This window comes from Billgrantia zhangzhouensis, assembly GCF_021404465.1.
In the GTDB taxonomy this organism is placed as follows: domain Bacteria; phylum Pseudomonadota; class Gammaproteobacteria; order Pseudomonadales; family Halomonadaceae; genus Halomonas; species Halomonas zhangzhouensis.
Window position 1 is genome coordinate 78,881 of sequence record NZ_JABFTT010000005.1, and the last position, 18,186, is coordinate 97,066.

At 64.4% G+C, this 18,186-nt stretch carries 18 protein-coding genes; 8 read left to right on the forward strand and 10 right to left on the reverse strand.

Features of this window, described 5'->3' with window-relative positions; translation table 11 throughout:
- Window positions 1-88 precede the first annotated feature (88 nt).
- The 3 genes from HOP51_RS07670 to HOP51_RS07680 are packed head-to-tail and all read left to right on the forward strand — an operon-like array spanning window position 89 to window position 2,414.
- Window positions 89-730 carry a helix-turn-helix domain-containing protein gene (locus HOP51_RS07670; RefSeq protein WP_234273356.1) on the forward strand — a complete coding sequence of 214 codons (642 nt, stop codon included), beginning with the start codon at window positions 89-91 and terminating at the stop codon, window positions 728-730.
- Window positions 727-1,485: a DUF3307 domain-containing protein gene (locus HOP51_RS07675; protein ID WP_234273357.1), complete on the forward strand. Its 759-nt coding sequence runs from the start codon at window positions 727-729 to the stop codon at window positions 1,483-1,485. The genes HOP51_RS07670 and HOP51_RS07675 overlap by 4 nt, the downstream gene beginning before the upstream one ends.
- A gap of 2 nt (window positions 1,486-1,487) precedes the next feature.
- Complete coding sequence (locus tag HOP51_RS07680; protein ID WP_234273358.1) at window positions 1,488-2,414, forward strand: N-acetylmuramoyl-L-alanine amidase; 927 nt, start codon at window positions 1,488-1,490, stop codon at window positions 2,412-2,414.
- 54 nt (window positions 2,415-2,468) lie between these two features.
- On the opposite strand, the gene HOP51_RS07685 is transcribed toward HOP51_RS07680, so the two are convergent.
- Window positions 2,469-2,906, reverse strand: coding sequence for a hypothetical protein (locus tag HOP51_RS07685; RefSeq protein WP_234273359.1), 438 nt, complete (start codon window positions 2,904-2,906; stop codon window positions 2,469-2,471).
- 132 nt (window positions 2,907-3,038) lie between these two features.
- Between HOP51_RS07685 and HOP51_RS07690 the strand changes: the two genes are divergently transcribed.
- Together HOP51_RS07690 and HOP51_RS07695 are read left to right on the forward strand one after the other, a co-directional pair.
- Window positions 3,039-3,632: a GNAT family N-acetyltransferase gene (locus HOP51_RS07690; protein WP_234273360.1), complete on the forward strand. Its 594-nt coding sequence runs from the start codon at window positions 3,039-3,041 to the stop codon at window positions 3,630-3,632.
- Between the two features lie 268 nt (window positions 3,633-3,900).
- A complete protein-coding gene (locus HOP51_RS07695; RefSeq protein ID WP_234273361.1) occupies window positions 3,901-5,622 on the forward strand; it encodes a proline--tRNA ligase in 1,722 nt (573 codons plus the stop codon).
- A 130-nt stretch (window positions 5,623-5,752) separates the two neighbouring features.
- On the opposite strand, the gene HOP51_RS07700 is transcribed toward HOP51_RS07695, so the two are convergent.
- From HOP51_RS07700 to rfaH, 7 genes are all read right to left on the reverse strand, one after another.
- Window positions 5,753-6,184: a hypothetical protein gene (locus HOP51_RS07700; RefSeq protein ID WP_234273362.1), complete on the reverse strand. Its 432-nt coding sequence runs from the start codon at window positions 6,182-6,184 to the stop codon at window positions 5,753-5,755.
- Window positions 6,181-7,137 carry an alpha/beta fold hydrolase gene (locus HOP51_RS07705; protein ID WP_234273363.1) on the reverse strand — a complete coding sequence of 319 codons (957 nt, stop codon included), beginning with the start codon at window positions 7,135-7,137 and terminating at the stop codon, window positions 6,181-6,183. Before HOP51_RS07705 ends, HOP51_RS07700 begins: the two co-directional genes overlap by 4 nt.
- A gap of 98 nt (window positions 7,138-7,235) precedes the next feature.
- Window positions 7,236-8,345 (reverse strand): GGDEF domain-containing protein, encoded by a 1,110-nt coding sequence (locus HOP51_RS07710; protein WP_234273364.1) that lies wholly within the window; start codon window positions 8,343-8,345, stop codon window positions 7,236-7,238.
- A gap of 14 nt (window positions 8,346-8,359) precedes the next feature.
- A complete protein-coding gene (locus HOP51_RS07715; protein ID WP_407061791.1) occupies window positions 8,360-8,812 on the reverse strand; it encodes a hypothetical protein in 453 nt (150 codons plus the stop codon).
- A gap of 172 nt (window positions 8,813-8,984) precedes the next feature.
- The gene (gene ccoM, locus HOP51_RS20960; protein ID WP_276574346.1) at window positions 8,985-9,101 is read right to left on the reverse strand and encodes a cytochrome c oxidase subunit CcoM; all 117 of its coding nucleotides are present in this window, start codon (window positions 9,099-9,101) and stop codon (window positions 8,985-8,987) included.
- Window positions 9,102-9,258: 157 nt separating this feature from the next.
- On the reverse strand, window positions 9,259-9,765 hold the full coding sequence (locus HOP51_RS07720; protein WP_234273366.1) for an FKBP-type peptidyl-prolyl cis-trans isomerase: 507 nt from the start codon (window positions 9,763-9,765) through the stop codon (window positions 9,259-9,261).
- Window positions 9,766-9,801: 36 nt separating this feature from the next.
- Entirely contained in the window at window positions 9,802-10,344 is a 543-nt protein-coding gene (rfaH, locus tag HOP51_RS07725; RefSeq protein ID WP_234273367.1) for a transcription/translation regulatory transformer protein RfaH, read from the reverse strand.
- Window positions 10,345-10,522: 178 nt separating this feature from the next.
- Here rfaH and HOP51_RS07730 point away from each other — a divergent pair, with 178 nt between their 5' ends.
- The gene (locus HOP51_RS07730; protein WP_234273368.1) at window positions 10,523-11,890 is read left to right on the forward strand and encodes an AmpG family muropeptide MFS transporter; all 1,368 of its coding nucleotides are present in this window, start codon (window positions 10,523-10,525) and stop codon (window positions 11,888-11,890) included.
- A gap of 26 nt (window positions 11,891-11,916) precedes the next feature.
- Here HOP51_RS07730 and HOP51_RS07735 read toward each other — a convergent pair whose 3' ends face one another.
- Window positions 11,917-13,731 carry an SEC-C domain-containing protein gene (locus tag HOP51_RS07735; RefSeq protein WP_234273369.1) on the reverse strand — a complete coding sequence of 605 codons (1,815 nt, stop codon included), beginning with the start codon at window positions 13,729-13,731 and terminating at the stop codon, window positions 11,917-11,919.
- 91 nt (window positions 13,732-13,822) lie between these two features.
- Entirely contained in the window at window positions 13,823-15,067 is a 1,245-nt protein-coding gene (locus HOP51_RS07740; RefSeq protein ID WP_234273370.1) for an ABC1 kinase family protein, read from the reverse strand.
- 143 nt (window positions 15,068-15,210) lie between these two features.
- Between HOP51_RS07740 and HOP51_RS07745 the strand changes: the two genes are divergently transcribed.
- Window positions 15,211-17,139, forward strand: coding sequence for a DNA topoisomerase III (locus tag HOP51_RS07745; protein ID WP_234273371.1), 1,929 nt, complete (start codon window positions 15,211-15,213; stop codon window positions 17,137-17,139).
- A 63-nt stretch (window positions 17,140-17,202) separates the two neighbouring features.
- Complete coding sequence (locus HOP51_RS07750; protein WP_234273372.1) at window positions 17,203-18,108, forward strand: ketopantoate reductase family protein; 906 nt, start codon at window positions 17,203-17,205, stop codon at window positions 18,106-18,108.
- Window positions 18,109-18,186 lie beyond the last annotated feature (78 nt).

Below are 18,186 nucleotides of genomic sequence, written 5' to 3' on the forward strand. Positions count from 1 at the left end.
AGACTCGCTATAGCCTTTTTTGGTTATTAATTTGAAAAATAGCCTTTAAGGGCTATTATCCAGACATCACCGACGCGTAGAACATCCTATGGCGCAGCGCATTGCCGTACTCACGGGCGACCTGGTCGATTCACGCAAGGCCAGCGACCCCAAGCGGCTCTTCAAGGTACTCGATACCGTCCTCGAGACGATCACCGAGCGCTACGGTGGGCAAAGCGAGCGGTATCGTGGCGACGGGTTCCAGGTCGCCCTACCCGACCCGGCGGCGGCCTTGCCCGCTGCGGTACTGCTGCGTGCGGCCCTGATTCGCCATTCGGAGGAACGCCAGCGCTGGGATGCGCGCATCGCAGTCGCCATCGGCAAGGATAGCTGGCAACCCGAACAGCGGGTAACCGAAGCCAGCGGTGAGGTGTTCGTGCGCTCCGGTCAGACGCTGGACGCCATGAGCGAAGGCGCCTCGCACCTGAGTCTCAGCCTGGTCGAGGAGGACGGCAGCGAGTGCCTGGCGCTGTTGACCCGTTTCGTCGACGATCTGATCGACGGCTGGTCGCGCTACGCCGCCGAGGCCGTCTACCTCAGCCTGTGGCACGAGGAATCCCAACAGGCGCTCGCCAAGCGGCTCGGTATCAGCCAGCCCAGCGTGCACAAGCGGCTACGAGCCGCTCGCTGGGCGCTGCTCGAGGACTACCTTCGCTACCTCGACCAACGCTTCAAGGATGACTCACGATGAATGCCGATCTCTCGCTACTGCTGGGACTGGTGCTGGTCCATTTGCTCGGTGACTTCGCCTTGCAGCCAAGCCGCTGGGTCGAGGCTCGCCTGGTGCGCAAGGTGCGCTCCCCCCAGCTCTACCTGCATGCTGCACTACATGGCGGTTTGGCCCTGACGGTACTGAGCGCGGCCACCCTGAGCCGTTCAACCGGCGCGTCCTGGGGCGCGGTCCTGGGTGGGGCGGCGATGATCGCCGTGAGCCATGCCGTCATCGATCTCGGCAAGGCCTACCTATCGCCGACAAAGCTACGCTGGTTCATGCTCGACCAGGCGCTGCATCTGCTGGTGCTGCTGGGTGTGTGGCTGGCCTGGCTGGGCCACTGGCAGCCGCTGATTGCGTTCTGGCAATGGCTGTTCACGCCCCCGGTGCTCGGCATCGTCGTTGCCTACGTGCTCGTCACTCGCCCTCTATCGATCGTCATTGCCCTGGTGATACAACGCTGGAGTGCACAGATCGACAATCCGGGCACACTCATCGCCGCCGGAGCACGCATCGGTATGGCCGAGCGCGTACTGGTACTGACCCTGGTATTGCTCGATCAGTTGACCGCCATCGGCTTTCTGCTGGCTGCCAAGTCGGTACTGCGCTTCGGAGAACTGCGCGGCGCACAGGATCGCAAGCTGACCGAATACGTGCTGATGGGTACCTTACTCAGTGTCTCGACCGCCATGGTACTCGGCTTGTTGATACGGCTGGTGGTACAGGGGAGCTGAGCATGCCGAAGCGCTGGACCACCCTGTTGGGCATCACCATGGTGGGCGTTTGGCTCGCCGGTTGCACCGCACCGGAACACCTCGAACGGCGCGGTGGCTACGTGGTAGACCATACCTACGTCTCGCCCTCACACACCAGCCGCGTGCGCCACTTGGTGATCCACTACACCGACGTCGACGAGGCCGAATCGCTGGCCGTGCTTACCGGCCCCCATGTCAGCGCTCACTACGTGCTGCCGTTACCGCCGCGAGAACACCGCGGCCAGCCACTGGCCTATCAACTGGTCGACGAGGAGCGCCGCGCCTGGCACGCCGGCGCCAGCGCCTGGAAGGGCCGCACCAACATCAACGACACCTCGATCGGCATCGAGATCGTCAATACCGGACCCGACCGCCCCTATGCCGAGGTGGAACGGCTGTTGGAAGAGAATCCGGAGGCGTCGGTGGAGATCCCATGGGCTCCCTACCCCGAGGCACAGATCGAGGCGTTGATCGCTCTCTCCCGCGACATCATCGAACGCCACGACATCCACCCCACCAACGTGGTGGCGCATTCCGACATCGCGCCGACGCGCAAGATCGATCCCGGCCCCCGGTTTCCCTGGCGCGAGCTTTTTGATGCAGGCATTGGCGTATGGCCTGAGGCTCAAGTCGTATCGCGCTGGCAGGCTCGCTTCGAAGCAGAGGAGCTACCACTCGTCACTCTGCAGGAGGCGCTGCGCGCCTGGGGCTATCCACTGGAAGCAACGGGTGAGCTGGACCGCCAGACCCGCGCCGTACTACGCGCCTTCCAGATGCGCTTCCGCCCGGTCGACTACCGCGGGCGGCCGGATGCCGAGACGGCTGCCATTCTCTGGGCACTGTTGGAAGCATATCGCCCCCTCGAACTGGAGCGGCTCGAGGGGGCGATGGCACAACCTGAAAGCTAGCGATTCTCTTCGCTTCTCACCCCCAGGCTCGACGAGCCGTCAAGCCTGGGCGGGTTACATGGCCGCCAGACGCTCCTGGTCGTTGATGCCAGCCATACGCACCAATGCCAGGGCTTCATCGAGACTTTCCACCTCTTCGACCCTTACCAGCTCGTTGTCGAGGCTGACCGTCTTGCCGGTCTTCTCGGAAAGCAGCCGTTCCAGGGTCGGCACATCCATGTCCTCGTCCATCTTCAGGGTATCGACGCTCGCGCTGTCGTGGGTACCAGGCAGGTAGATGGTGCCATTGGAGAAATCCACGGCGTAGGCGATCACACCTGGAACGATGAAGAACAGCAATCCCACGCCATTGGCAATGGCAACCACCGGGTCGATACGGCCGCTCATCTGACCCTTGCGTTCAGGATGGAAGACGGTGCCGCAACCCACCAGGGCGGTGATGGAAACACCAAGCACCAACCCGGTCAGGACACGACGGATCTGGATCCTCATGAAAGGAATACTCCGCAAAAGATCGGATTACCGACGCCGGACGTTGCCGCCCCTGGCGCCGCCATGGAGAATGGCGGGAGATTACCATAACGGCAACTAATACGAGCGTTTACTTTTTTCACGGAGGCCCACATGAGCGAAACCGCATTGCATACCTGCCAAGGCAGCGCCATCGAGCCACGGCTGGAGGAAATGGCTCATCTGCGCATCACCGTGTTCCGTGATTTTCCCTATCTCTATGATGGCAGCTTCAATTATGAGGCCAACTACCTGCGCCGCTATGCCGAGTGTCCCGAAAGCCTGTTCGTGCTGGCCGAGGATGGCGATGCCTTGGTAGGTGCCGCCACGGGCATGCCGCTGGCCCAGGATGTCGAAGAGTTCCGCACACCGTTCGAACGGGCCGGCTTCGATATCGGCAGCGTGTTCTACTACGGCGAATCGGTACTGCTGACGAGCTACCGCGGCCGGGGTATCGGCAAGGCCTTCCTCGCCGAGCGCGAGCGTCATGCGGCCAAGCGGGGCTTTTCCACCGTAGCGTTCTGTGCCGTGGAGCGCCCTGACGACCATCCGCTGAAGCCGGCAGACTACGTGCCGCTGCATGGTTTCTGGCGCGCCCAGGGTTACGAGCGCCATCCGGAACTCGCCACCACCTTTCGCTGGAAGGATATCGGCGAGCCGGAGGAGACCGACAAGCCGATGGTGTTCTGGCTGAAGTCGCTGCAGTAACCTGCACAAAAAGCTGAGCCACCGCGGACTAGGGGCGCCGGGGACAGGGCGCAGAGGAGGTCTTTTGCCATGGATGGCAAAAGTAGCGCCCAGGGATGGGTTCACAGCGCCTCCTCGGAGCCCTGTCGACGGATAAGCCCCGAGCGGCCATACCAGCATTTGGCAACGCTTTTGCCGCCGTTCCCCGTTGGCCTTACAATGCCTCGAACGCCGCCCGCCGCGGTATCTCGACTCATGTCAGCCCATGCTGGAAGGAAATGCCGGACCCATGCGCGCCACTCAACTGTTGATCGCCACCCTCAAGGAAACGCCTGCCGACGCCGAGGTCATCAGCCATCAGCTGATGCTGCGTGCCGGCATGATCCGCCGCCTTACCTCGGGCCTGTACACCTGGCTGCCGGTCGGCCTGCGCACCTTGCGCAAGGTGGAACGTATCGTGCGCGAGGAGATGGATCGTGCCGGGGCCCAGGAAGTACTGATGCCGGCGGTGCAACCCGCCGAGCTGTGGCAGGAGTCCGGCCGCTGGGAGCAGTACGGCTCCGAGCTGCTGCGCCTGAAGGACCGTCACGAGCGTGACTACTGCGTCGGCCCCACCCATGAAGAGGTGATCACCGACCTGATGCGCCGCGAGCTCTCCAGCTACAAGCAGCTGCCGGCCAACTTCTACCAGATCCAGACCAAGTTCCGTGACGAGATCCGGCCCCGCTTCGGCGTGATGCGCTCTCGCGAGTTCATCATGAAGGACGCCTACTCCTTTCACATCGACCAGGCCTCTCTCAAGGAAACCTACCAGGGGATGTACGACGCCTACGTGCGGATCTTCACCCGCCTGGGCCTGGATTTCCGCCCCGTATTGGCCGACACCGGCGCCATCGGCGGTACCGATTCCCATGAGTTCCACGTGCTGGCCGACTCCGGCGAGGACGCCATCATCTTCTCCACCGAATCGGACTACGCCGCCAACATCGAAAAGGCCGAAGCGCTACCCGCACCGCTCGGCACCACACCCGAGCGCGCCGCACCGAGCGAGGAACTGCGCCTGGTCGACACACCCAATGCCAAGACCATCGCCGCCCTGGTGGAACAGCATGGCCTGCCCATCGAGAAGACCATCAAGACGCTGATGGTGCACGCCGCCGAAGGCGGCTTGATTGCCCTGCTGGTTCGCGGCGACCACGAGCTCAACGCGATCAAGGCCGAAAACCTGCCCGAGGTGGCCGAACCGCTGACCATGGCCAGCGAGGAAGAGATCCGCGCGGTGGTCGGCGCCGGCCCCGGGTCGCTGGGCCCGGTGAATCTGAACATGCCGATCATCATCGATCGCAGCGTGGCACTGATGAGCGATTTCGGCGCCGGTGCCAACATCGACGGCAAGCACTACTTCGGCATCAACTGGGAACGCGACGTGGCGCTGCCCAAGGTCGCCGACATTCGCAACGTGGTCGAGGGCGATCCCTCACCGGACGGCAAGGGCACGCTCTCGATCAAGCGCGGCATCGAGGTCGGCCACGTGTTCCAGTTAGGCAAGAAATACTCCGAGGCGATGAATGCCACGGTACTCGACGACAACGGCAAGGCCGCCCACCCCTGGATGGGCTGCTACGGCATCGGCGTGACACGCGTGGTAGCCGCCGCCATCGAGCAGAACCACGACGAGAACGGCATCATCTGGCCCAACGCCATCGCTCCCTTCCAGGTTGCCCTGGTACCGATGAACGCGCACAAGTCGCAGCGTGTACGTGAAGAGTCCGAACGACTCTACCAGGCGCTGACGGCAGCCGGCATCGATGTACTGCTGGACGACCGCGACCTGCGCCCCGGGGTGAAGTTCGCCGACCAGGAGCTGATCGGCATTCCCCATCGCCTGGTGGTCGGCGACCGCGGATTGGACAACGGCGAGCTGGAGTACAAGGGGCGGCGTGACAGCGAAGCCACCATGGTGCCTGCCGATACGATCGTCGAGCTCCTGCGCGAGCGGGTCGGCGTCTGATCGGCGGCTGGCCGCGACGCTGCTCGTCGCGGCCAGCCTTGGGTAGCATCATTCCCGCTCGCAATACTCCCGCTCACGGCACTCCTCGCCCACGGTCTCAGCGTGACACGAGGCGACCCTACCCGCGCCCTCACCGGGCACCTGCTCGCCGCTCCCATAACAGATGCAAAGCCAACGGCACCAATGCGACCGCTGGCGCCAGCAAGGTGAAGCCAACCCGGGTCTGGTACAGGGGCGAAAGCACGTTCTGCTCGATAGCCACCACACTGCTGGCGATACCGACGACCACCGCCGCCAGCAGCAGCACGAACCAGGCCGCGTGAGCTCGGCACAGGCCGCTGCCACCGAAGCGCAGAAAGCCCACGGCAAGCCGCCACGCCGCCAGGATGCCCAACAGCTTGATCAACATGCCTAGGTCGAATGCCAGCAGTGTCGCCTGAAGCTCGGGGATGGGATAGGCAACGTATGTGAGCGGCACGAGCAGCGCCATCAGCAGCGTTAGGGGCAGCAACAGGATCAGTACTTCGGCTAGCACGATGCGCTTTCTGGCAGTCAATGTCATGCGCTCTCCTCCATGAAGGCGCGAGTGGCATCGGCCAGTGCCAGTGGCGCAGTAAACACCAGGGTATGGGCCACATCCGGCAGGATGAGAAGCTCCCCATGCGGCAGACGTCGAGCCAGCATCTCAGCGAAAGCCTGATGCGTGATGGGGTCGTGCTCGCCCCGTATCACCAGAGTTGGCGCCTCTACCTTGCGCACCTTCTCTTCGACAGGATCGGTTACCTGAAAGACATAGGAGCGAATCATGCGCCAAAGGCCCGCCTTGCCATACTCGGGAGCCGTCACCTCTCCCAGCATCTCGGGATTATAGGGCTCGTTCTGGCGCCAACGGATGAATTGCCAGAAGGTCGAGCGCTCGTCCGGCGGCGTGGTGGGCCCCTGCAGAATCAGGCGGTCCACCCGCTCGGGATAACGCATCGCCAAATCGACGATGACCTGGCAGCCGAAGGAATTACCGAGAAAGGAAGCGCGCTCCAGGCCGATGGCCTCCATCCAGGCCACTAGCCAGTTCGACATCTGGGGAATGTTGAGTACCTTGCCGGGATCGTCGCTGTCGCCGTAACCGGGAATATCGGGAACGTAGACGGGGAAATCCCTCGCCAGCTCACGCGCGGTGGGAATCATGTAGCGACCGGAGAGGCCCGAGCCATGGATCAGTACCAACGGGGGCGCATTGGCCGGCGCAGCCCCGGTCGCGACCAAGGCATGTAGCGACACGCCACGCACCAAGGTTCGCTGCGGCTCGAGCGGCCCACGGTCCAGCCACTCATCGAATGGCGGAAAATCCGGTGCGAGAAGTCCCGCATCGTTATCACCACAACCGGTCAGGGACAACGTCATGCCTCCCACACCGACTAGCCACAGGAAGCGGCGCCGGCTCTTGCTGGCGAGGCCAACCCGACCGGTGACGGCGTCATCCCGAGAGGTTTCCCTGTCGTCGTTAGGGGTCGTCATCCTGGCTCCCCTCTATGCTGCGCACTCCCCACACTCTCTTGACGTGCGACATGCGCACCGCGTGGCTGGTGTGACTGACCTGCATCGTACCCAGGACACTAGCCACTCATCTCGCTGGTGTCCAACGCGGCGACCGCCCAGCCGTCGCGCCCTCGCGCCTTGACCTGATAGAGCGCCGTGTCGGCGGCGGCATAGCCGGCTTCCAGCTCGGCGTGACTGGCATTGAAGCGTACCGCCCCGACGCTGAAGGTCACATGGTCGGAATGCGGATGCGAGGGGTGCGGAAGATTGGCGGCACGCAGCGATTCGACGAGATTGCGACAGGTTGCGCTCAGGATCTCGTCATCGTGGCAAACGAACAGTACGGCGAATTCATCTCCCCCCAGCCGGTAGAGCCTCGCTTCACGCTCCAGGTTGTCCTCGATCAGTTGAACCAGACGACGCAGCAACCGATCGCCATCGGGATGGCCCAGGCTATCGTTGTACTGCTTGAAATAATCGATATCGACCAGCAGCAGCCCCATCGGAGCCCCTCCGGCAGCCGTGACGTCGTCATGCATGGCACTTCGATTGCCAACCCCAGTCAGTGGGTCGCACAGGGCTTTCGCCATCCACTCCAGGCTCTCGCGAGCGGACCTGGCGGCACGTCGACGCTGCAGCTCGTGCATCAGCCAGAAGCCCAGCCCCGACACGAAGATCACCAGGCTGCCGAACAGCACCTGCCCCTGATGGCGCCGGGTCTGCTCGACGAATTCCGCCGTCACGGCACTACGTCGGTCGAGCTGGTGCATCTCGATCTGGGTGAGGCAATGCATCGGCTTCAACAGGTTTTCCCGCAGATGATCGGTCTCCAGGGCATCGCTTCCCTGCAGGCGAGTCAGCAGATCGTCCATGGCCGCCAAGCTCGGCTCCGTGCAAGGGTAATCGCGCCGATAAAGGCCAATGTCAAACAGGCTGTAGGCAAGCTTGATCTGGAAATGAGCACGCTCGCGGGTATCGCTGTCTCGAGGTAGTGACAGCAATAGATCGAGACCCTGCTGCAGGTAGACCCGGGCGCGGGTGGCCAATTGTTGGCCGGTGAGGTTGCCTGCCTGGCTGAAATAGGCATGGATCTCGGGGTAGACCCAGCGTGTCTGGTAAGCAATGAGCAGCATCAGGGTGGTGAAGCTCATCACGCTGAGCCATAGCCAGCGAACGTGGCGCCTCAAGGGCTGGCTCGGTTCTACCATACCGCCTCGATACGCCGAATCATCCAGATCCAGTCATTGAAGTTGCGCAGGTTAGCGGGATCACGGTCCCCATAGTCACGCTCGACCAGACGCAGCGGACCGCGATGGCGCAGAGTGAGTGGCTCGCCGTTCTGGTGGGTCACGAGAATCCAGTCGGGATCGTCCCAGCCTGCCAGGGTCACGTCATAGTCGTCCCAGGCCTCGAAGTGCAGCCGCGACGGCACCTCGCCGAAGTGCTTAACCAACAGCTCACGGAAGACCAGGCCACGTATGTCGGCCTCCTCGGCCAGATAGGGGTCGAAGAAGCGGAACTCGACATCAGCGCGCGCGCGCAGTTCGTCAACGGAGAGCGCGATTTCACGCTCGCCGTCGCGCAACAACAATCGATTGGAATCGGCCAAAACGGGCATGGCAAACAGCAGGGTGAAAGCTGCCAACAGCCGCACCATGCAACGATCAGGATGAAATAGCGACATGCTCCCCCCGTTTATTCTTCTGCCGATACGCCTTTGGCATATTTTTTCGAGGAGTCTATCACGAAAAAAAAATGCCGGCCCAATTGGGCCGGCTACTGGGGGGAAATCCCCCCTCCCCTGACGACTTGCTGAGCAGGCTGACTCAGTGCTTGCGCTTGCGACGGTGGTCACGAATCACGAAGCCGATCCAGCCTCCCATGAAAGCGATCATCATCGCGACGGTTACCAGCCCGAACACTACTGCATCATCCCAGTACATGGTGGTTCTCCCCGTCACCTGATGTGATGGCTTCACTCTAGCCTGGCGGCGGCAGGGGAAAACTGACCTGTATCAAATTTCGCCCCAGACTCGACGAACACCGCGCAGCGAATTGATACAGGTCAGTTTTTTGGGGAGGATCGAAGGTGTTGCCGACTCAAAGAACCTTGCGATCCTCGACCTGAGACGGCTCCACATCGGCGGGAAGCGGGTGCCCCTTGGCCAGCTCGGCGCGATTTGCCTCGCGCACGTCGAGAATCTCCACGGCGTACACGAGGGTACGTCCGGACAAGGGATGGTTGGTGTCGATCAACACCGTATCGTCACGCACCTCGAGCACGGTCACGATCTGCGGACCGTCGTCGCCCGGCGTCTGGAAACGCATGCCGGGAGCCAGATCGTCCTGCGCGAAGGCGCTGCGGCCAACCTCCTGCACCAGGGTTTCGCTGCGCCTGCCATAGGCGTCTGCGGGTGGCAGCGTGACATTCAGCCTGTCGCCGGCCTGATGGCCGGCGAGCGCCTGCTCGAGGCCGGCGACGATGTTGTCGTGCCCATGAAGGTACTCAAGGGGCTTGGCGCGTGCCCGTGAATCGTCAAGCACCTGCCCCTGTTCGTCGCTGAGCACGTAATGAAAGGTCACGACCCGCTGCGGGGCGATGTTCATGGCAATCTCCTGTGAGCGCAAGCCGGCGGGCAGGCATCAGCCTCGGGGGCGTAGCTGCGAAACCGGCATCTCCAGTTGTTGCTGACGATTGAGCAGGTTGAGCAGCACGATGGCCCGCTCATCACCCTTGTGGCTGGCGAATACCGCCTGCAGGTCCTTGAACGGGCCTTCGGTGATCTCCACCTTCTCGCCGGCGCGAAAATAGACGTTGGTAGCATTTTCCTGTCCCTGGGCGCCCTGCTCGCGGAGCATCGTGATCAGAGCATCGTCGACCGGCAATGGGCGATGGCCGAAGGTAACGATCCTGAGCACGCCCCGAGTCGAGCGGATCGGCCGCCAGTTGCTGGCAACGCGGTCGAGACGAATGAACAGGTAATGGGGAAACAGCGGCTCATTGAGCCACACCAGCTTACCGCCGCGTTTCTTCTGGACCTGGAGAATGGGATGAAAGATTTCGTACCCCTGGTTGCTCAGGTGCTCCGCAGCGCGAAAGGATTCTCCGCCCTTGCATTGGATGACATACCAGCGCGGCAGGCTGTCGTCCTCGTCGTCGATCGGCTGACGTTCACCATGGCTCATGAAGGCCTCCTGATCGGGATATCCTGCTGGCATCGATGCCGGGGCTCTGCAACAATCGAGCGGCCGGACGAAGCGTCCTCCTGGACCGGCCATTCCCGCCCAGGGTGGGCCATTCTAGCATCGTTGTCGGTAACGGGCCGCCCCCCAGGCATCGATCCATCGAGGAGTATTGCCACGCATGACCATCCCTACCGCTCATCGCAGCTGGGGAGCTGCCCTGGCCATCTATCTGCGAGCCCCCGTGCTCACCATGCTGTTCCTGGGCTTCTCGGCCGGACTGCCGTTCCTGCTGGTCTTCTCGACCCTTTCCGCCTGGCTGCGCAGCGATGGCGTCCAGGTGGCAGCCATCGGGTTCTTCTCCTGGATTGGCATGCTTTATTCGATCAAGTTCTTCTGGGCACCCGTGGTGGACCGCCTCGCCCTACCCGTGCTGACGCGTACCTTCGGTCAGCGGCGAGGCTGGATGCTGCTGGCCCAGGCCATGATCGCCGGCGGGCTGGTAGGTCTGGCCAACCTCGAACCACAGCAGAACCTGACGCTGGTGGCCGTCTTCGCCCTGCTGGTGGCCTTCGGCTCGGCCACCCAGGACATTGCCATCGACGCCTTCCGCATCGAGTCGGCCCCCGACGACATCCAGGCGGCCATGGCGTCGACCTACATCATCGGCTATCGCGGCGGCCTGCTGGCCGCCGGCGCCGGCGCCCTCTACGTGGCATCGTGGCTCTCCTGGCAGGCTGCCTACCTGACCATGGCCTTACTCGTCGGCGTGGGCATGATCACCGTACTGCTGCGCCCCGAACCCAAGCGGCTGTCGCTAACCACTCAGTTGATTCACGAGCCCCGCGTGCGCGCCTTCATTCGCATCAGCCGCGGCAAGCCTCGAGTGCTGCGCCGCCTGGGGGCCTGGCTGATCGGTGCGGTAGTCTGTCCATTCACCGATTTCATTTCCCGCCATCGGCTCAAGGCGCTGTGGCTGCTGGTGTTCGTAGCGGTGTTCCGTATCAGCGACCTGGCCATGGCCTCGATGGCCAACCCTCTTTACATTGACCTGGGCTTTTCTCTGGCGACCATCGCCAACGTCACCAATGTGTTCGGCATCGCCATGAGCATCAGCGGCGGGATACTGGGCGGGCTGCTGGTGGCGCGCTACGGTATCGGCCCGGTCCTGGTGCTTGGCGCGGCGGCCGCCACCCTGACCAACCTGCTGTTCGCCGCCCTGGCGCTGGCCGGCCAGAGCCTGCCGATGCTGGTGATGGCCATCGTCGGCGACAACCTGGCCAACGGCCTGGCCAGTGCGGTGTTCATCGCCTTCCTGTCGAGCCTGACCTCACGCGCCTACACCGCCACCCAGTACGCCTTGTTCTCATCGCTGATGACCCTGCCGGGCAAGTTCCTGAGCGGCTTTGGCGGGATGGTGGTGGCAGCGGAAGGCTATGCGACTTTTTTCGTCATCGCCACGGCGCTGGGACTACCGGCCATCGCCCTGGCGATCTGGATAAGCCGCGACAAGGAGTTGGTGCCACCGCCCGCGCCACGCGTGGCCTGAACGACCTTGGGCGGAACGCTGATCGGTCAGCGGTCGATCTGCTCCTGCAGCCAGGCCAACGCCCCTGGTGTCGTTCGCCACTGGTCGCGCATCAGCGTACGGTACTGCCACGCCTCGGCGCGAGTGCCGGGCTCGGCGATGCTGTCCGGCCCTACCGTCACGGGACGCGTCTGTTCGGCACACAACATGGCCAGAGCATGCGGATTGTGACGGCGCACTTCACGCAAGGCCTCGTCGGCCTCTTCAAAGCGCTCAAGGCGAAACAGCGCCAGTGCCCGGCCCATGAGAAGGCCTAACACCGGCTCTTCGCGGCGGGTCTCGGTCACGGCCAGCGCCTCGCGGTCGCGCCCTTCCCGCAAAAGCTGGTCGAGCACCAGCTCCTGCAGCCCCAGGCTGTCCTGATCGTCGAGCGAAAGCAGCCGTTCGGCCAGGCGCCGCGAGCGCGCCCGGGCTCCTCTCTCCATGCCCACCACTAGCGCCAGGCCGGTACGCAGCAGCACGGCATTGTCAGCGCTATCCCACAGGAAGGCGCCCTCCCCCTCGCCCCGAATCCGCTCGAGCCAACGTTCCAGGCGGTCGGCCAGCGGCTCGAACAGGCTCGGCGACATCCACGGCAGGCTGCCGAAACGGCTAGTCAGGGCCAGTGCCAACGACTGCACCACTCGTGGGGAGTCGAGCCACTCGGGATGGGCACAGAGTTCACGCAGCCAGTCGCCGGCCTGAATCCAGGGGTCGCCCTTCAGGCCCAGTGCGCTGTCATCCTCCACTTCGACCTGGAAGTGCTTCTGCCAGGCGGCGAACAGTGTGTCTTCCCGCGCACTGCTGTGATACTCCAGCTCACCCGACGCGGTACGCCGGATGTCCAGCCCCGGCGCCGGAGGAAGCTCGGCCAGCAACGCCTGCAGCGAAGCCAGCGGCTCGGCGAGGTCCTCTTCGGCATTGAGCAGTTGATCGGCCAGGGTGGCACCGGGGTTCTCCGCCAGGTCGGCGAGGAACTGCAGCTGCTCGGGCTCCAGCTCGCCCTTGCGCGCCAGGCGCCGGAACCAGAACCGGGCGCGCTCGGCGGCCTCCTGTTCATGGCCCTCGTGGAGCAGCAGCATGGCCTCGATGTAGGCCAGGGTCGGCGAATCGGGCAGTGCCTGCTGGGCACGCACGAAGGCGGAACGGGCGCTATCCAGATCGTCATTGTCCAGGTGCATCAGACACAGCCGCTCCAGGGCCACGCCACGCAGGAACAGCGGACCGCGGTCGAGCACTTCGTCGAGCAGCTCGGCCCGCTTGCGAATGAAGCCGCGCTCCTGATAGAGATCGATCAACAGCTCGAAGGCAGGCTCAGCCTGCACCGGCAGGCGCGACCAGTCGGCGCGTTGGAACAATGACTCCAGGATCTGCTGGGCACGCCCGCGCTGCCCCGATTCGGCGGCGATCAATCCAGCCTCGAGCAGCGCCTGAGCGGGGGCGTTGCCGCTATCGAGTGCCGCCTTGAGCGTAGGGCCCTTCCAGTCACGCAGCGAAAGCATCCACATCAGATGGTCCGGCACTTCGGCCGGCATCGCAACGGCGCCACAGCAGTGCTTGGTCTTGCGCCCGGAATCGCACCAGCAGGGTTCGTTGCGGCCGGGCCGCGCCAAGGGCTCGCAGGTGAAGCCGGCACGCTCGAGCGGGGTCTGGCTCCATAGGATGGGCGCCAACGCCTGAGCCATGGCCAGGTCACCCCCCATCAGCTCGGCGCCCTCCTCACGGGCCCAGGCCATCAGCGCCGGATAGCGCTCCTCCTCACGGATGGCTGCCAGGGCACCGGAAGCGTAGCCCAGCAGCTGCTCCACCCATACTGCCAGCATCGCACTCTCCGCCAGTTCAAAAGGCGCATATAGTAACAGGGAAGCGTGGCTCGGTGTTGCGCGCAAGGATCGTGGCCATCATGCCATTGGCTCAACGACGCGCCCACGCCAGCAGCGGACGCGTGCGGGCATGCATGTCCAGGCGGGCCCCCAGCCGTACCAGGTTCCAGTAGTGCCCATTGAGCGTACGCGAGAGCAGCAGCACGCCCACCGGCGGCTGCAGCCGATCCATGGTCGCCCATACCTTGGGCGTGAGATCGCGCAGACGGCGATGCACCCGCACGTCGGAAAAGTCTTGCTCACCGGGCTCGAACAGCGGCGCCACCGCCTCGGCGGATTCACGATACAGCGCCAAGGGGGCACCCTGCCCCTGGCGTCCGCCCAGCCGGCGCAGGGCGCCATCCATGGCCATGGAGTCCGCTGCCAGGGTGGCATCGAGCAACTGCATCATGGCCTTGAGATGCCCCTCTGGCACCGGGATCACCGCTCCCAGGTCGTAGATCACCAGCCGGCCTTCGCCATCGGCTGCGAAGTTTCCCGCGTGTGGGTCGGCATGCAGCTCGCCGTGGGTGAACAGTTCCTCGGTGAGCCAGTCGGCCAACGTCGTGGCGATGCGCTGGCGCAGGGCATCGTCCGCGCCCTCCAGTTCGCGCAGCGGTGTTCCGGCCACATAGTGCATGGCCAGCACTCGCGGCCCGGATAGTTCGGGCAAGGGCTCAGGAATCACCAGCCCCTCCAGGTGCGCATAGCGCTCACGATAACGTACCAGAGCACAGGCTTCGGCATGGTAGTCGAGCTCGCTGCGCAGGCTGGCGGCAAGCTCCTCGAACAAGGCATCGAGGCGCACCTGCGGTACCTTGAACCACCGCCCCAGGCGCATGATCCGCCTGAGCTGGGCGAGATCGCCCTCCAATACTTCGGCCAGGCCCGGGTACTGCACCTTGAGTACCAGCGTTTCCCCTTCATGGGTGACCGCCCGATGCACCTGCCCCATGGAGGCACTGGCGAACGGCTGTGGTTCGATCTTGCTGAAGCGGGATTCCAGCTCGCCATATTGCTCGACCAGCGTACGCCGTATGCCCTCCCATGGCATCGGTTCAGCCTGGCGCTGCAGCCTCGCCAGCTCGTCGGTCAGGTCCGGCGGCAGCAGGTCGTCCCACTGGGCCATGATCTGGGCCAGCTTCATCGCCGGCCCCTTCAGTTCGGAAAGCCCCTCGAACAGGGCTTCGCCAAGCGCACGCCAGTCGGCCTCGCCGCCGAATCGCCTGCGCAGCAGAGTGCCGCCGGTGCGCGCCCCGAGCCCCAGCAGGCGTCGTGTCCTTCCTCGTTCACGCATGCGTTGCACTCCTCATGGCCGTCGCTTTATAGCCGCCCCACCAATGCAATAGGTTTGGTATAAGCTGGGTCTCGTCGCACGACTGGAAATGCCAGCCGCCAACTGTAAGAATATCCATATCCCAACTCTGCTGGATAGCTGCCGTGCGCTTGATCATCGCCGAAAAACCCAGCCTGGCCCGGGCCATCGCCGATGCCTTGCCGGGCGGAGTGCGCCGTGAGGATGGCGCCCTGTACGCCGGCGACAGCGTGGTGACCTGGTGTCTCGGCCATCTGTTGGAACAGGCGCCTCCCGATGCCTACGACCCAGTCTACAAGCAGTGGCGGCTGGATCATCTACCGATCTTGCCGAGCCGCTGGCAGCTCATCCCGCGACCCAAGGCCAGGGGGCAGCTCGCCACCATTCGCAAGCTGCTCAAGCAGGCCCGCGAAGTCGTGCATGCCGGCGATCCGGATCGCGAGGGGCAACTGCTGGTTCAGGAGGTGATCGAGCACCTTGGCTGGAAAGGGCCTGTAGCGCGACTGCTGATCAGCGATCTCAACCGGCCCGCCGTTCAACGCGCCCTGGCACGACTGGAAGACAACGCCCGCTACCAACCGCTCTACCGCGCCGCCGAATCCCGCGCGCGCGCCGATTGGCTGTATGGTATCAACCTGACTCGCGCCTGGACGTTGACCGGCCGTCAGGCCGGCCATGACGGCGTGCTCTCGGTGGGCCGGGTGCAGACCCCGGTACTTGGGCTGGTAGTACGTCGCGACGCCGAGATCCGCGACTTCAGGCCCTACCCCTTTTACGTCTTGTGGGCCGACCTGGCGGTCGCCAACGGCCAACTGCGCGCCTGGTGGCAACCCGCTGAAAACCACCGCCTCGATGACCAGGGCCGCCTGCTCCAGCGAGCGCCGGCCGAGGCCTTGGCCACACGCCTGCCCGGCGCCGAGGGACGACTGACGACGCTCGAAACCCGCCAGAAACGCCAGGCCGCACCGTTGCCTTACTCACTTTCGGCCCTGCAGGTGGACGCCGCGAGACGCTTCGGGCTTTCGGCCCAGGCAGTACTGGATATCTGCCAGCGGCTCTACGAGCGGCACAAGCTGATCACCTACCCACGCTCGGACTGCCGCTACCTGCCCGAGGAGCACCTGGCCCAGGCGCACGCGACCCTGAGTAACGTCTGCGGCCAGGACGAGACCCTGCGCAAATGGTTTGCCGGTGCCGACTTCACCCTGCGCTCCAAGGCCTGGGATGACAGGAAAGTTGGCGCTCACCATGCGCTCGCCCCCACGGGGAAGCCGGCCGAACTCGAGCGCCTGGAACGCGCCGAAGCCGACGTGTTCCGCCTGATCGTGCGCAACGTGCTGGCCCAGTTCTATCCGCCATTGATCGCTCGTGAAGTGAAGGCGGAGTTCACCATTCTCGACGAGTGCTTCCGCGCCAGCGGCCAGGAGCTGCTCCAGCCCGGTTGGAAGCCGCTGTTCACCACACGTGAGGAGGCACCGCCGCTACCGGCCATGCGCGAGGGCGAGACTTGCCGAGTCGAGGCCTGTAGCGCCGAGGACCGCGAGACGCGCCCACCGGAGCCGTTCACCGACGCCAGCCTGATCAAGGCGATGATGAACATTGCCCGCTACGTGGACGACCCGGAGGTCAAGCGCACCTTGCGCGAGCACGACGGGCTGGGCACCGAGGCGACCCGTGCCGGGATCATCGAGACGCTGATCGAACGCGGCTACCTGATACGCCAGAACAAGACCCTGCGTGCCACCCGCCTGGGCAGCGGTCTGATCGCCTCATTGCCCGAGGCCGCCTCCCGCCCCGAGCGCACCGCGCTATGGGAACAACGACTGGCAGGCATTGCCGAACGCAATGACGACCCGGCTCCCTTTCTTACCGCGTTGATCGAGGATTTGCGCCAGTTGCTGGGCAATGCCGATGCGGGCCGCCTGCGTCAGGCCATGGCCACGGCACAGGGCGAAGCCGCTAGTGCAGCGAAGCGACGAGCAGCGCCCGGCAAGGGTCGGCGTGGGCGCAGCGCTCCCAGCCGGGCGCGGCGCAGGCCCAAGCGAAGCGCCTGATCGAACTGGCAACGGGTAACCGGATGTCGGTATGCTGCTTGTGTCTTTCCTCCAAGGCGACTCATGAACGACCCGACTCACCTGATCGTCGGCCCCGGCGCCCTGGGCCGGCTATTGGCCCTGCACCTGGTCGATACCGCACCGGTGGTGCTGGCCGGACGCCGGACGCTGCCCCCCGAGCAGACCCTGACCACGCCGGAAGGCACGCAACGCCCCCGGCGCCTGGTCACCACCGAGGTCGCAACGCTGCCGCCGATGGCGCCGGCCTACCTGCACCTGACCACCAAGGCCTACGCCGCCGAAGCCGCTTATAGCACCGCCATGGCCCGACTGAGCGGGACGCCGACACTGGTGCTGTGGCAGAACGGCTACCAGATTCAGCCCGAACTCACCCACCGGCACCCGGGCCCCGTGCTGTGCGCCTCCACCACCGAGGGAGCCTGGCTCGCAGGTAACGAAGGCGTCGTACATGCCGGCCGCGGAGTGACCTATATCGGCGACCTTGCCAAGCGCCACGCCCCACTCTGCCAGGAGCTGGCAGCGCTACTCGTCCAAGCGGGCCTGACCGCCGAGGCGGTGGAGGACATCGACGTGCGGTTATGGCACAAGCTGGCGGTGAATGCCGCGATCAATCCGCTGGTGGCCCGTTTCCGCATCCGCAACGGGCAGTTACGCGACCGTCCTTTCCGCCTCATGGTGGAGCGTGTCGTCGATGAAGTGGCAGCGATCATGGCGGCCGAGGACATCACTCCTCCGGCGGCGGGCTGGCATGCGCTGGTATGGCAAGTCGTATCAGGCACCGCCAACAACCGCGCCTCCATGCTACAGGACATATTGGCCGGCAGGGCCACCGAGCGTGAAGCCATACTGGGACCCTTGATCGCCACCGCACGCCGCCATGGCATCGCCGCTCCCAGCCTGAGCGAACTCGACGAGCAGATGTCACGTCTCGCGCTGCCCTCACGTTGAAGGTAACCTTGGCGATGACTTAGCCAGCCTGCTAAGCTTTACGAATGATTATGTGTGCCCTGTAAGGGCATCGGGACA

Bases quoted from the DNA above. Each gene is read 5' to 3' on its own strand.
- HOP51_RS07730 (WP_234273368.1), top strand. From the start codon at position 10,523: ATGACCATCCCTACCGCTCATCGCAGCTGGGGAGCTGCCCTGGCCATC.
- HOP51_RS07690 (WP_234273360.1), top strand. From the start codon at position 3,039: ATGAGCGAAACCGCATTGCATACCTGCCAAGGCAGCGCCATCGAGCCA.
- HOP51_RS07685 (WP_234273359.1), bottom strand. From the start codon at position 2,906: ATGAGGATCCAGATCCGTCGTGTCCTGACCGGGTTGGTGCTTGGTGTT.
- HOP51_RS07700 (WP_234273362.1), bottom strand. From the start codon at position 6,184: ATGACATTGACTGCCAGAAAGCGCATCGTGCTAGCCGAAGTACTGATC.
- HOP51_RS07735 (WP_234273369.1), bottom strand. From the start codon at position 13,731: ATGCTGGCAGTATGGGTGGAGCAGCTGCTGGGCTACGCTTCCGGTGCC.
- rfaH (WP_234273367.1), bottom strand. From the start codon at position 10,344: ATGAGCCATGGTGAACGTCAGCCGATCGACGACGAGGACGACAGCCTG.
- HOP51_RS07675 (WP_234273357.1), top strand. From the start codon at position 727: ATGAATGCCGATCTCTCGCTACTGCTGGGACTGGTGCTGGTCCATTTG.
- HOP51_RS07740 (WP_234273370.1), bottom strand. From the start codon at position 15,067: ATGCGTGAACGAGGAAGGACACGACGCCTGCTGGGGCTCGGGGCGCGC.
- HOP51_RS07695 (WP_234273361.1), top strand. From the start codon at position 3,901: ATGCGCGCCACTCAACTGTTGATCGCCACCCTCAAGGAAACGCCTGCC.
- ccoM (WP_276574346.1), bottom strand. From the start codon at position 9,101: ATGTACTGGGATGATGCAGTAGTGTTCGGGCTGGTAACCGTCGCGATG.
- HOP51_RS07705 (WP_234273363.1), bottom strand. From the start codon at position 7,137: ATGACGACCCCTAACGACGACAGGGAAACCTCTCGGGATGACGCCGTC.
- HOP51_RS07720 (WP_234273366.1), bottom strand. From the start codon at position 9,765: ATGAACATCGCCCCGCAGCGGGTCGTGACCTTTCATTACGTGCTCAGC.
- HOP51_RS07680 (WP_234273358.1), top strand. From the start codon at position 1,488: ATGCCGAAGCGCTGGACCACCCTGTTGGGCATCACCATGGTGGGCGTT.
- HOP51_RS07670 (WP_234273356.1), top strand. From the start codon at position 89: ATGGCGCAGCGCATTGCCGTACTCACGGGCGACCTGGTCGATTCACGC.
- HOP51_RS07750 (WP_234273372.1), top strand. From the start codon at position 17,203: ATGAACGACCCGACTCACCTGATCGTCGGCCCCGGCGCCCTGGGCCGG.